13 protein-coding genes are annotated in these 13,632 nt (G+C 62.8%); all 13 read left to right on the top strand.

Annotated elements, in window-relative coordinates:
* Positions 1 to 106: 106 nt before the first annotated feature.
* Positions 107 to 1,465, top strand: a complete 1,359-nt coding sequence (locus DFR49_RS12655) for an aromatic ring-hydroxylating oxygenase subunit alpha (protein ID WP_170151018.1) — start codon at positions 107 to 109, stop codon at positions 1,463 to 1,465.
* A complete protein-coding gene (locus tag DFR49_RS12650; protein WP_119036001.1) occupies positions 1,458 to 2,015 on the top strand; it encodes an aromatic-ring-hydroxylating dioxygenase subunit beta in 558 nt (185 codons plus the stop codon). The genes DFR49_RS12655 and DFR49_RS12650 overlap by 8 nt, the downstream gene beginning before the upstream one ends.
* 7 nt (positions 2,016 to 2,022) lie before the next feature.
* On the top strand, positions 2,023 to 3,012 hold the full coding sequence (locus tag DFR49_RS12645; RefSeq protein ID WP_170151017.1) for an ABC transporter substrate-binding protein: 990 nt from the start codon (positions 2,023 to 2,025) through the stop codon (positions 3,010 to 3,012).
* Positions 3,009 to 4,229 carry a Gfo/Idh/MocA family protein gene (locus DFR49_RS12640; RefSeq protein WP_170151016.1) on the top strand — a complete coding sequence of 407 codons (1,221 nt, stop codon included), beginning with the start codon at positions 3,009 to 3,011 and terminating at the stop codon, positions 4,227 to 4,229. The genes DFR49_RS12645 and DFR49_RS12640 overlap by 4 nt, the downstream gene beginning before the upstream one ends.
* A complete protein-coding gene (locus tag DFR49_RS12635; protein WP_119035998.1) occupies positions 4,229 to 5,224 on the top strand; it encodes a dihydrodipicolinate synthase family protein in 996 nt (331 codons plus the stop codon). The genes DFR49_RS12640 and DFR49_RS12635 overlap by 1 nt, the downstream gene beginning before the upstream one ends.
* Complete coding sequence (locus DFR49_RS12630) at positions 5,221 to 5,664, top strand: nuclear transport factor 2 family protein (RefSeq protein WP_119035997.1); 444 nt, start codon at positions 5,221 to 5,223, stop codon at positions 5,662 to 5,664. The genes DFR49_RS12635 and DFR49_RS12630 overlap by 4 nt, the downstream gene beginning before the upstream one ends.
* A gap of 85 nt (positions 5,665 to 5,749) precedes the next feature.
* Entirely contained in the window at positions 5,750 to 6,454 is a 705-nt protein-coding gene (locus DFR49_RS12625) for a TetR/AcrR family transcriptional regulator (protein ID WP_170151015.1), read from the top strand.
* Positions 6,455 to 6,670: 216 nt separating this feature from the next.
* Positions 6,671 to 7,549, top strand: a complete 879-nt coding sequence (locus DFR49_RS12620) for a VOC family protein (RefSeq protein ID WP_119035995.1) — start codon at positions 6,671 to 6,673, stop codon at positions 7,547 to 7,549.
* 232 nt (positions 7,550 to 7,781) lie between these two features.
* A complete protein-coding gene (locus DFR49_RS12615) occupies positions 7,782 to 10,007 on the top strand; it encodes a TonB-dependent receptor (RefSeq protein WP_119035994.1) in 2,226 nt (741 codons plus the stop codon).
* Between the two features lie 102 nt (positions 10,008 to 10,109).
* Positions 10,110 to 10,667, top strand: coding sequence for a carboxymuconolactone decarboxylase family protein (locus tag DFR49_RS12610; protein ID WP_245968436.1), 558 nt, complete (start codon positions 10,110 to 10,112; stop codon positions 10,665 to 10,667).
* Complete coding sequence (locus tag DFR49_RS12605) at positions 10,664 to 11,659, top strand: ornithine cyclodeaminase family protein (protein WP_119035992.1); 996 nt, start codon at positions 10,664 to 10,666, stop codon at positions 11,657 to 11,659. The genes DFR49_RS12610 and DFR49_RS12605 overlap by 4 nt, the downstream gene beginning before the upstream one ends.
* 15 nt (positions 11,660 to 11,674) lie before the next feature.
* Positions 11,675 to 12,775 carry a cupin domain-containing protein gene (locus tag DFR49_RS12600; RefSeq protein WP_119035991.1) on the top strand — a complete coding sequence of 367 codons (1,101 nt, stop codon included), beginning with the start codon at positions 11,675 to 11,677 and terminating at the stop codon, positions 12,773 to 12,775.
* Positions 12,775 to 13,614 carry an FAA hydrolase family protein gene (locus DFR49_RS12595; RefSeq protein ID WP_119035990.1) on the top strand — a complete coding sequence of 280 codons (840 nt, stop codon included), beginning with the start codon at positions 12,775 to 12,777 and terminating at the stop codon, positions 13,612 to 13,614. The genes DFR49_RS12600 and DFR49_RS12595 overlap by 1 nt, the downstream gene beginning before the upstream one ends.
* Positions 13,615 to 13,632: the final 18 nt, after the last annotated feature.

The raw sequence follows: 13,632 nt of genomic DNA, 5'->3' as shown, positions 1-13,632 counted from the left end.
TCGAATTCGGCGGCGTATTGCGCAGCGCACCTGCTTGCCGGGCTTGAACGTGATGCGGCCGTTAATCACAGACCCGAACCGACGGGTCGCCAGTGGAGAGTGTAGTGTGACCGAGCAAGTCTTTGCTGTTCCCGCTTCGATCGAAGGTATGGTGGACGATCTACGCGAGGGGCTGCTCCCGCCCGCGGTGTTCCACGATCGCGACGTCTACGATCTCGAGCTGCGACGCATCTTCGCGAAATCCTGGGTGTATATCGGTCATGAAACCGAGATCCCGAGCCGCGGCGACTTCGTCACTCGCAACATCGGCGAAGATCCCTTCATTCTGATCCGCGACGAACAGGGCGAGTTGCGCGTGCTGCTCAACGCCTGCCGCCACCGCGGCGCGCAAGTGTGCCGAGTGCAGGCCGGCAACACGAAGGGCTTCGTCTGCCCGTTTCATGGCTGGACCTATCGCAACAGCGGCGAGCTGGTCGGCGCGCCGGTACGAACCCAAGGCTATGCCGCGCTCGACCTCAAGGAATGGGGCCTCTTCGCGGCGCCGCACGTCATCAACTACATGGGGCTGGTCTTCGCCAATCTTGATCCGGATGCGATGCCGTTCGAACAGTATCTCGGCGATTACAAGTGGTATTTCGACATCCAGTTCGCGCTATCCGATGGCGGGATGGAGGTGCTGGGCGAACCGCATCGCTGGCTGGTCGATGCCAACTGGAAGCAAGGCGCCGAAAATTTCTGCGGGGATAGCTCGCACACCCAGATGACTCACCGATCGGTACTGGACGTGGGCATCATCGGAAGCGCTGCGGCCGGCGCGCCGAAGGAGGGCACCGGCCTGCATATCCATGATTGCAGCGGTCATGCGATTAGCATCCGCCAGATTCCGGGGGAAGCGCCCTTCATCTCCTATCCCGAAGAGGTGACGCGTCATTTCCACCCGGGCGTGCTGAACCAGGACCAGTTCGATTTGGCCAAGCGCTCGCTACTGCAAAACGGCACGCTGTTCCCCAATTTCTCGTTTCTCCATATCGGGCTGAGCGACAGCCCGGAAAAGCCGCAGGCCGGCTTCCTGACGCTGCGCGTCTGGCAGCCCAAGGGGCCAGGTCAGATGGAAATCTGGAGCTGGGTGCTCGCGCCCAAGGAAGCGTCGCCCGAATATAAGCGCCGCGCCTATCAAGTGGGGATGAGCAGTTTCAGTCCCTCGGGCAGCTTCGAGCAGGACGACGTCGCGGTGTGGCCGGGCGTCACCCGCTCGGCGGGCACCGTGTTCGCCGAGATGAACGATGTTCGGTTCAATTATCAGATGGGAATGGGGGATATGAGCAGCAGCAAGCCGCTGGCTGATTGGGTCGGTCCCGGCGTCGCCAATTCGACGAATGCCGGCGAAGGCGGCCTGCGGACCTTCCACAAGACGTGGTTCGAACGTATGACCAACACCACGGTCGAGATCAGCGACCATGACTGATGCCGCGATCGCCGCGCACGCTGTGCCGATCTCGACCATCCAGTTGGTCGAGATCGGTGTCCAGCGTCTCTGCGAGGAATTCCTGAAGCTGGAGGCGGAATATCTTGACGATCGGCGTTTTGCCGACTGGTTTGCACTGCTCGATCCGGCGATCGACTATGAGGCGCCGGTCCGCACCGTGCGCGAGAATTGGGACGGCTCCGGCATCAGCGCCACCGCCTTCTATCTGAAGGAGGATTACGATTCGATCGAGACGCGGGTGAAGCGTTTGCGCTCGCGCTATGCTTGGTCTGAAAGCCCGGCGACCCGTACGCGGCGGCTGGTCTCCAACATCCGTGTCGCGCGTCATGATGGCAATCCGACGTTGATGGCGGTGCGCAGCAACCTCGCGGTGTTCTGCCATCGGGGCGATGCGGCGCATCCCCAGATCCTCACAGCCGAGCGCTTCGATGCGGTCCGGATCGGCACGGGCGAGCCACGGCTCGTCAAGCGCACCGCCATCCTTGATGCCGCCGTGCTCGGCCTCAAATCGCTTTCAATCTTCATCTGAGGCGCGTGTGGGAAGACTGTCGCTCAGCTATGCCGGCCACCTCTCGGATCGCGTCCGCGATCTCTATACCGGGGCGGTGGCGCCCGACGGCATCGATCTGCACTTCCTGCCGATGTCGCCGGTGCAGGCGTTCAACCGGATGCTTCACGGCGAGTTCGCTTGCGCTGAGATGTCGTTTTCCACCTATGTCTTGCGCGTTGCGCAAGGGAATGCCCCGTTCGTTGCGATCCCGGTGTTTCCCTCGCGCACGTTTCGCCACGGCGCGATCTACGTGAATGCCGATGCCGGCATCACCGAGCCTGCCGGCCTGAAGGGACGGCGCGTCGGCGTGCCCGAATATTCGATGACTGCCGCGGTATGGGCGCGCGGCGCGCTGATGCACGAATACGGCGTCCAGCCGGGCGATATCCACTGGGTGACAGGCGGTCTGAATTCGGGCGGGCGACGACCGCTCACCGACGCGCAGATCGACGGCGTCACGATCGAACATGAGGCGGAGCAGGCGCTGAACGATATGCTCGCCGAGGGTGCCATCGACGCGTTGATCGCCCCCCAAGTGCCTCCGGCGCTGCTCGCGGGGGATCGGCGAGTCCGCTACCTCTTTGCCGACGTGGTCGGCGTCGAGCGCGCCTATTTCGCCAAGACACGCGTCTTCCCGATCATGCACACCGTCGTGATCCGCCGCGATGTCTGGGAGCGCGATCCCTGGATCGCGGTCAGCCTTCAGCAGGCGTTCGAACGGAGCAAGGCGAATTGCCTCGCCGCGTTGACGATCGATGAGCCCCTGCCGATTTCGCTCCCTTGGATCGGGCACTATGTTCGCTCGATCCGCGACACCTTCGGCGACGATTTCTGGCCTTATGGCATCGAATCCAACCGGCCCACCATCGAGGCGCTATGCGCCTTCCTTCAAGAACAGGGATTGGCGCAGCACCGGGTGGAGGTCGACAAACTGTTCGCGCCCAATATTGCGACAAGCGCCGGGATTCACTTGTGAGCGACTGCGCACCGCCAACGATGCGGCTAGGAATCATCGGCCTTGGCGGCGCCGCCAAGCAGATGATGCCGAGCTTCCTCAGCCATCCGCATGTTGCGATCACCGCGGCCGCCGATTCCCGCGAAGAGGCGCGCCGCGCCTTTGGGGCCGAGTTCGGCGCGCGCACCCATCTAACGGCGGAAGCACTGTGCGCCGATCCTGAAGTGGACGTGGTCTACATCGCGACGCCACATCAGATGCATCGCGATCATGCTGCGCTCGCGGCGCGCGCGGGAAAGCATATCATCATCGAAAAGCCCATGGCGCTGACCCTGGACGAATGCGGCGATATTATCGCCGCCGCGAAGGCAACCGGGGTCCATCTGCTGGTTGGCCACACCCACAGCTTCAACGCGCCGGTCCTCAAGATGCGGTCGCTGATTTGCGAAGGCGCGATCGGGCCCGTGTCGATGATCAACTCGTGGAACTACGGAAACTTTCTCTACCGGCCCCGCCGGCCCGAGGAGCTGCGCACCGATGCGGGCGGCGGCATCATCTACAACCAGGTTCCACATCAGGTGGACGTGGTGCGGCTGCTCGGCGGCGGCATGGTGCGAAGCGTGCGCTCGATGGCATGGACACTCGATCCCGCCCGGCCGACCGAGGGTGCGCACGTAACCTTCCTGCAGTTCGAGAATGGCAGCGCTGCGTCTCTGGCCTATAGCGGCTACGATTATTTCGACACCGATGAATTCCACTATTGGATCGGCGAGCTGGGCGAGCCCAAGCGGCCCGATCGCCATGCCGCCTCGCGCATGACCCTGGAGGCGATTGCGGACACCGGCTCGGAGGTCGCGGCCAAGGCGGCCGGTGGCTTCGGCGGCGACCGGCGCCTCGCCGTCCCCCCGCCGGACGAATGGAACCATCCCCATTTCGGCGTGACGATCGTCAGCGGCCCTGACGGCGATCTGCGCCAGACGGCGCGCGGTGTCACCCACTATGGCAGGCGGGGCGCGGTCGAGCATCCGCTCGATCCGCCACGCGCCTTTCCAGACAAAAGCGGCGTCGTCTACGAGATGTACGACGCCTTTGCCGGGTTGCGCCCGATCCTGCACGACGGGGCCTGGGGCCGCGCGACGATGGAAGTCAGCGAAGCGATCTTGCGATCCGCGCGGGAGGGTCGCGAAATCGGCATGTCGCACCAGGTACCGGTCCGGGATTGGGGAGAGCCAAATTGATGCAGGCGCAGGATTTCAAGGGACTTTACGCAATCATCCCGACACCGTCGCGGGCTGGCGCGCAGGCGATCGACGCCGTCGATACCGTGGCGCTCGACGAGACCGAACGGCTCGTCCGCGCGTTGATCGCCGACGGCGCCAATGGCCTGATCGTGCTGGGCACCACCGGCGAATGCGCGACCATCTCGAATGAGGACTATGGCAGCTTCGTCGCCACCGTCGCCGAGACCGTGGGCAAGCGCATCCCGCTGTTCGTCGGGGCGACCGCGATGGGCGGCCATGAAGTTTACAAGCGGCTCGCCGTCGCGCGCGATCGCGGCGCCGACGGGACTCTGCTCGGCCTGCCGATGTGGCAACCCTGCACCGTAGATATGGCTGTCCGCTTCTATGCCGAGGTTGGACGCGCGTTTCCCGATCTGGCGGTGATGGTCTATGCCAATGCCCGCGCCTTCCGCTTCTCCTTTCCAACCGACTTTTGGGCACGGATCGCGCAGGAAGCGCCGACGGTGACGTCGGCCAAGTCGTCGCAACCCACCAATCTTGCGGAGAACATCGCCGCTACCGGCGGCCGAATTCACTTCATGCCGAGTGACATGGTCGCGGCGAAGTTCCAGGCGATCTCGCCGGCAACGACCACATCCTGCTGGGCGACCGCCGCCGGCATGGGACCGGAACCATCGCGCGCGCTGATCGACGCGATCCTGGCCGGTGATGCCGACCGAACGAAGCATATCGACGAGCGGATCGCGTGGAGCATCGCGCCGCTCGGGCCGATGTTGGGTAATCCCGAGCTATTCGCAAGCTACAACACCCAAATGGAAAAGACGCGCATCGCCGCGGCCGGCTATTGCGATCCCGGGCCCGTTCGCCCGCCTTACGACGTGTTTCCAGCGGAGTATGTCGAAGCCTCGCGTGAGGCCGGGCGACGTTGGCGCCAGCTCCGGGAGGAACTCACCCCAGCGAGACTGAATATAGCGACGGAGGCGGCGTCATGACGGCCGTTCTCATCAAGGATGCAGCGCTGCGCGCCGAGCTCGAAGCGCTGATCGCCGAACATGCTTATCGGCTCGATATGAACTGTTCGGAAAATCTCGCCGAACTCTACACTGACGACGGCTGCTTCATCGCTCCTGGCTTCGCCTGCGAGGGACCCGATGCGATCAATGCCTATGGCCGTGACCGCGCTGCGGCCAAGGATCGCCGTGTCCGCCATGTCTGTACGAATTTCCGTTTCTGGGAGGACGGTCCCGATCAGGCGCGCGGGGTCTGTTTCATTCTGTTGTTCCGCTCGAATGGGCCGGACCTGACGCCGGCCGAGCCCATCGCGCTCGCCGACGCGCACGATATCTACCGACGTTGTCCGGACGGGGTGTGGCGTCTGAAAGAACGCCGCGTTGTCCTGTCGTTCGAATCGGCCGCCCACAAATCCCGTTGAGTCGAGCGACGGCGGATGGATTTTCGTGGTAAATAATGCAGGAACATTGTGATATGCGTGCTTCTTGACTGGAGAGGAGCACGGCTTGCAGGTTCGAGAGCGCAACAAGGCGGAAAAGCGCGAGCGCATCAGGCGTGCGGCCCTCAAGCTCTTTTCGCAACATGGATATGACGCGACCACGCTACGCGACGTTGCGCGCGAGGCGCATGTCGCCTTGGGCACTCTGTCGCTCTACGCAGCGGATAAGCGCGATCTCACGCTGCTCGTGTTCAATGAGATCACCGTCGAGATGATGGAGATCGCGATCGATATGACACGATCGCGCGATATGCCGCTCGGGGAACGGATCCTCGCCTTCTTCGCCCCCTTCTACCAGGATTGGGCCAACAACCCGCGGCTCGCCCGCATCTTCCTGCAAATCAACTATTATTCCGGCGGGATGCACGGCGAGGAATATACACGCACTCGCCGGGCCATCGCGCGGCAGCTTGAGTTCATCGTCGAAGATGCGATCAATCGCGGCGAAATCCGGCCGCTGGAGACGACAGATGTCGTCGCCCAGCATTTCTTCCTGATTTTCTCGGCGACGGCGCGCTGGTGGGTAGGCGGCGACGATCCCGTTGCCGAGGAGGGCATCGACTATCTGCGCCGCTTGATCCGGCTCCAGATCAACGGCCTTTCACCGCGTGCCGCGGCGACTTCGCAGCGCTCCAACACGCGCGCGAAAGCAGGTGCAGCCACGCCCCGATCGCCCCGCAAACGCTCGTCAACGGGTGCACACGAGCGCTAGACTCGTCGATCCGCCCCACCGATGCAGATGCAACCGCGCGCCTGAATAGATGGACATATTCATTTTTGTCTTCTGAAAAACTGGACATGTCCTTGTAATTTCGATAGCGGATGACTGCCGGGGTCGCCGCCAGCGGGCGCATCCCGGCGCGATCCGCTTTGTCGCGCACCGGCGTCCGGAAGGCGACAAGCATCGAAAGCACACGGGAGAGGCGGCATGGCGGCGCAGGGGCGTGAACAACGCGTTCAGGGAATTCACCGGCTGGCGCTCCATGTGCCGGATTTGCCCGCAGCGCGGCGCTTCTACCGCGACATCTGGCTCCTGCGCGACCAAGGTCGCGATGGCGAGTTCACGGCCTTTCGCAGCCCGTCGGAGAACCATGACGACCTGCTGCTTGGCGAAGGCCCTTCGCAAATCGCGCACGTCGCCTTCGCGGTGGGTTCGCCGGACGATCTGATTGCAATGGCCGCGCGTCTGGAAGCGGCGGGATTCCCGTCCCGGCGAATTGCGGACCAAACGCTCTTTCGCGCCGACGCGATGGCCGTTGCTGTCACGGATCCCGACGGCCGTGAGATCTGGCTTGTCGCGCCCCGTCCGGGAGCGGCCGCCGCGGGTTCGGGTCATCCCTTGGCCCCAAACCGTATCGGCCACGTCGTCCTTTGGACACCCGCGCAGGCGGCGGCTGAACGTTTTTACACGCTGCTAGGCTTTTACGTTACCGATCGCACCAACGCCGGAATGTCCTTCCTACGCTGTAACTCGGATCATCATTCGCTGGCGCTGATGAAGAGCGGCAAGAACAAGACCGGAATCCAGCATATCGCTTTCGACGTAGGCTCGCTCGACAACGTCATGCGTAACTTTGCGCGGTTGCGCGATTTGGGAGTTGAATGCGCGTGGGGCGTCGGGCGCCACGGCCCAGGGAACAACATATTCAGCTATTATGCTGACCCCGCGGGGAATTACATCGAATATTACGGCGATATGGAGCAGTTCGACGTCGATGCGTCGGTCGAAGCGCACATCTGGGGGCCCGAACACAAAGGCGACGTCTGGGGCGTTGCCGGTATCCCGCCGCTGAGCTTTAGAGAATAGGCCAACGCCCTCTCAGGTCCGTCCCTCGGATTAAGCCGGGGCGATTTGTCAATCCATTGCAATCCTGCATCGCTGCACTCGGCATTTATGCGTCGCGTCGGCGCGGTCGTGTGCCTGCCACTAGCGAGAGTTTCTCCATATCGAGACACCCCTAATTTTATTAATGGACAGGTCCGTTTTTACCGTTTAATGGACATGTTCATAATCACAAAAGTCGATTTGGGAGGATGATATGGAGAGGTTGGTATCGATCGCGGTTCTCTGCGCGTCGGTCAGTTTCCCGGCGATGGCGCAGACGGTGCCGCCCGTCGGCACGTCATCGACGGTGGATGCCGAAGCAGCCGCGCCAGCTCCTGGCGATCCCGATGCGATGACGGCCGTCGCCGACCAGGACAATAACGGCATCGGCGATATCGTGGTAACCGCGACCCGCCGCGAGGAACGCCTTCAAAAAATTCCCGTTACTGTCACTGCGATCACGGGCGGGGCGCTTGAATCGAGCGGCGTGCTCGACACCCGCCAACTGACCCAGGTCGTTCCCGGCCTCGTCGGAAGCCGGAACGCCGGTGTGAACCAACCGGTGATCCGCGGCGTCGGCAGCGGCGGCGTGGTTGGCGACGAATCGAGCATCGCGACATATATCGACGGCGTTTACCAACCCGATCCTTGGACCACGAACCTCGATCTGGTCGAGATCCAGCGCGTCGAGGTACTGCGCGGGCCGCAGGGAACGCTCTTCGGACGTAATGCTACCGGGGGCCTGATCAATATCATTACGCCCGATCCCAGCTTTGATTTCCGCGGCCATGTCGCAGCGACGGCGGGAGTATTGCGAGGTGCTGGGGACTATGACCTGCGCGGCTATATGACCGGCGGGCTTTCCGATAAGTTCGCGATGGATTTTGCGGGTCTCTACAAGAAGACCGACAATTATATCACCGACCTGGTCCACGGCGGTAAGCGTTACGGCGAGGATGAATATTACTCTTTGCGCAGCAAATTGCTGTTTAGGCCGAGTGACAGCGCGCAGTTTGTGCTCACCGGCGACTATGCCAAGCGCGACGGCGGTTCCAACGCTAACCAGATCTATCAGAACAATACGGTTGCCCGTTCCTACCCGGGCGTGATCCTCCCCACCGGGCCGTGGCAGGCCGCCTACAATTACGATCCTCAACTCAACTTAGAGCGGTTCGGCATCACCTTGCAATCGCGGCTCGATATAGGTGCGATCAGGGTCGAAACCGCCAGTTCTTATCAGAATGGCGAAATCTACCAGCAACAGGACCGCGATTCCACCAACATCAATCTTGGGTTGGGGCAGGTCGACACCCGCCAGCGCACCTTCTCGCAGGAAGTCCGCGTCCTCTCAGACACCCCGGGCCCATTTCAGTGGCTCGCCGGCGCCTATTACTACACAAGCCATCTCGACGGCATCGTACCCACAACGACGCCTGCGAAGGTGCCGCCACCGACATTGCCGACCCTGTCGACAACGACGACGTCGCCCGATGTGCGCGTGTCCTCGCTCGCCGGCTTCGCGGAGGGCACGTACTCGCTGACCAGCACGTTGTTTCTGACGGCTGGCGGTCGATACACCACCGAGGTGCGGAAGTTCGAGCAGGCCACGAACGGCGTGCCGCTATTTCCACAGCAACGCAGCCGTTTTGACAAATTCACCTATCGCGGCGCGCTGCGCTGGCAGTTCGCTCCCGACGCCAACATCTATCTGAATTACGGCACCGGCTTCAAAAGTGGCGTCTACAACGGCGTCGGCACCTCGCCCACGCCCACCCGTCCCGAGAACCTGACCTCGATCGAGGGCGGCATCAAAGCCGATCCGGCCCGTTGGTTGCGCACGAACTTGTCGGTCTTTCACTATGATTACAAGGATCTGCAGGTCAGCGCGCGCGATCCGATTACCAATCTGGTGCTGCTCCAAAATGCAGCGACCGCCAAAATATACGGCGGCGAACTCGAACTCACCCTCGTGCCGATGCACGACCTGAATCTCACCGGCAAGTTTTCCTATCTTCATGGCGAATATGGGGAATTTCCTCTCGCTCAAGGCTTTACTCCTAACCCGAACGGCGTCGGCAACACCGCCGTCATTGCCGACGTGTCGGGAAATCGCATCGTGTTGGCGCCACGGACGGCAGTGAACCTCGCCGCAGATTGGTCGCACGCTTATGCGATGGGCCGCATCGGCGCGCGGCTTAACTTCTACCACAGCGATCGAATCTACTACGATTTCACGAACAACTTTTCGCAAAAGCCCTATTCTCTGCTCAACGGCCAGATTTCGTTCACGCCACCCGATGAAAAGTTCGTCTTTACCTTGGCGATGACCAACATCACCAATACGGTCGTCTTTCAATCGCTTCGCGTCAGTCCGAATGGTACCGACGGCATCCTTGAGAAGCCACGCGAACTTAAGGGAACGATTCGTTTCAATTTCTAATCGCGCCCTTGCACACCCCCCGGGCGGCGGCGCACGCTTGCGACGCCGCCCCCGATCGCCATCCCTGAGATGCTCCAGATACAGAACGAAAGAGACGCCGCAGTGAGTGATCGTATCGCAAGGTTGGCGTTCGAGGCGTTTGCGCCACACGTTCAGGACGTCCTTCGCGCGCGGGTCGAGCGGCTCGGGTATCTTGGTGAGTTCTTCAGATGTGCCGGCGCGCAACCCGATGTGCTCGCGCCCTTCATGGAAATGACCGAGGCACTGAAGAAGGCGCTGCCCGATCGCCTGACCGAAACCGGCGCGCTGACCGTTGCCAAGCTATTCGACAACCGTTACGAACTCCACCAGCACGAGCGCCTGTCCAAAAAGCTGGGCTTCGGCGAGGATTGGGTGGCGGCGGTCGAGTTACTCTCGCCGCTCGACGCGCCACACCTTTCCGAAGCAGAGCGTGCCGTTCAGCGCCTCGTCGTCGCGATGGTCGAGCGCAGCGGGCGGGGTGTTTCGACCGAACGCGAAGCCCTGATCGACGCGATCGGGCCCGAGCAAACGATCGCCATCATGTTCTTGGTCGGCCGGTACATCACTCATGCAATGATCGTGAACGCGCTGGAACTGGCGCCGCCGGTGCCCTCGATTTTCGAGGGGGTGGGCGCGTGACCCAGGGAATCTGGATTTCCGAGGCCGAGGTCGTTTCGGTGATGGCGTTGCCAGAGGCGATCGATGCGCTGCGCGCTGGACTTCGCGAGGAGGCCGAAGGCCGCGCGACCAACATGGCGAAGACACACGCGACTTGGGCGAACGGCTCAAACCTGCATGCGATCGGCGCGGTGTTCGAGGGGTGGAACATCGTCGGCACGAAAACCTGGGCCCACACGGCGGGCGGCGCGATGCCGCTCCTGGTGCTGCTCGACGCCAGCACCGGCGCGATCGTGGCAATGATCGAGGCGTTTGCGCTCGGGCAGATGCGCACCGGCGGAATCAGCGGCGTCGGAACGGATGTGATGGCGCGGCCCGATGCATCGCGCCTCGCTATGATCGGCGCAGGCAAGCAGAGCATCACGCAGATCGCGGCGGTCGCCGCGGTCCGCCGGCTCGATCGGGTGACGGTGTGGAGCCCAACCGCTGCCAATCGCGCGGCGCTTGCCGAGAAGGTCGAGCAGAAGCTCGGGATCGAGGCGATCGCCGCCCAGACGCTGGACGAGGCGCTCGACGCGGCCGACATCGTCACCCTGGTCACCCGCGCGCGCGCGCCGGTGATTACGCGCGACATGCTGGCGCGCGGCGTGCACCTCAACGCCGTAGGCGCGATCACGCCTGAGCGAGTGGAGTTCGAACCCGCGCTGCTCGATCGCGCCACCGTGACCGGCGCCGACAGCGTGCCTCAGGTCCGCAGGCTCAGCCAGGAGTTCATGGCCGCGTTTGGCGACGACGAAGCGCAGTGGGCCCGGCTTCAGCCGCTGTCGGCGCTGGTCGCGCGCGACCAGCGCCGACCCGCCGATGCCGATCTCACCGTCTTCAAGGCGATGGGCATGGGCATTTCGGACCTGTCGCTGGGCATCGAGATCTTACGTCGTGTCCGCGCTGCCGGACTCGGCCGCCCCATTGCCCCGATCACCCGCCAGGCGCCGCGCCTGACGCTGAACCCGTAGAAGGAACCTTCCGCTATGAGCAGCTGCGTTTTCGTCGACGCCACCGGCCCGATCCCGGCCAAGGATGCGCCCTGGGAACCGATCGTCATTTCCAAGGAGACGATCGATGACGAGATTCAGCGTCTCGCCGCGCTCTCCACGCCGACGAACGGCCGCCGCCGTTCTTATTTCCGCCATCCGATGAACCGGCGCTCGAACGGGCTGGCTCCAGGCATCGAGGTGGCGCTGGACGTGCTGCTGCCGGGCGAAGAAACCGCCACCTTCCGCCAGAATTCGACCCAGGTGAACTTCGTCATCCGCGGCAGCGGCGAGACCGAGATCAGCGGCCAGCGCCGCGCCACCGCGTTGTACGACGTGTGGAATACGCCGTCGATGCGGATCTATCGCCATAAGAATACTGGCGATGAGGTCTATGCACGGCTCACCTATTCGAACGGTGCGCTGCTCGACATGCTCAACATCCATGTCGTCGAGGAAAACCCGCAGCCGTTGCTCAAGTCGATCGACCGTGATGAGGAAAGCGCTGACGAGGCCGATAACAGGCGCCGCACCAGCCCTTATGGCACGTTCCAGCTGACCGAGGACGGCGCGTGGCTGATGCCTTATGAGCGGCTGATCAACCCGCCTTCGGTCACCAGCCCAGCGCTTTATTGGCCTTGGGAACAAGTTAAGGCGCATCTGGATAAGCTCGAGGCGCTGGGCAAGGACTATGCCGGCCGTCGCCTCTACTTGCTGTACAATCCGATGACCGGCCGCACCAACGGCACGACGCCCAGCTTCTTCGCCACGATGACCGTGCGCCCGCCCAAGATCGTTGATCGCCCGCATCGCCATTCCTCGGCGGCGGTGAACTATTATTTCTCCGGCGCAGGCCGGTCGACCGTTGAGGGCAAGACCTATGAATGGAAGGCTGGCGATCTGATGCTGTCGGCGCCCGGCTGGTCGATCCACAACCACGCCAGCTACGATGAGCCGGTGTACGAACTGACCATTCAAGACCAGCCGCTCAATATAGCGATGGAATCACTGCTGTGGCAGGAAAGCCTGAAGGAGCCACCCGCGCTGCTGGGCGCGGAGGAAGGCTTCGCAACCAATCGCACCGTGGTTGCGGGCTGATGGTGGAAGCCCGCCGTATTCACGATTTCGGCGGCGTCACGCTTGACGAGGCGGCGATCGAGGACGCGGCGGGCGCGTTGGCGGCTGCCGAGCGGGACCGGAATCAGATCCCGCTGCTCAGCGACATCTATCCCGGAATGACGATGGACGATGCCTATGCCATTCAGGCCGCTTGGGTCCGGATGAAGCAGGCTGCCGGCGACCCAATAATCGGCTGGAAGATCGGCCTCACCTCTAAGGCGATGCAGGCGGCGCTCGCGATCGACATTCCGGATTCAGGCGTGCTGCTGCGCAGCATGGCGTTCGCGAGTGGTGCTGAAATTCCAGCAGGGCGTTTCATCGAGCCGCGGGTCGAGGCGGAAATTGCGTTCGTCATGAAGGAGACGATTGACCCCGCCCGCGCGTCGGTCGAGGCGATCCTCGCCGCGACCGACTATGTCGCTCCCGCGCTCGAAATTCTCGACACGCGCATCGTCCGCCGAAATCCGGATACGGGCCGGCCCCGGACCGTCTGCGATACGATCGCGGACAACGCCGCCAATGGTGGCATCGTCCTTGGCGATCCGGTGCGTGATCTGCGTGATCTGAATCTTCGCTTCGTGGGCGCGGTCGTGTCCCGCGACGGGGAGGTAGAAGAAACGGGGCTCGGCGCCGGCGTGCTCGGCGACCCGCTGGTCTCACTCGGCTGGCTTGTCGAAAGGCTGGCGGCGTACGGAAACCGCATTGAGGCGGGCCAGATCGTCCTGTCGGGATCGTTCATTCGTCCGGTCGAGTCTTCGGGGAGCGTGATTGAGGGGGATTTCGGCAGTTTCGGCCGCGTTTTCTGCCATTTCCTTTGAAACTGGATCAGGATCGGG

Origin of the sequence: Hephaestia caeni (assembly GCF_003550065.1) — a bacterium.
GTDB classification, from domain to species: Bacteria; Pseudomonadota; Alphaproteobacteria; order Sphingomonadales; family Sphingomonadaceae; genus Sphingomonas; species Sphingomonas caeni_A.
This window is presented reverse-complemented; position numbering and strand designations above follow the sequence as displayed.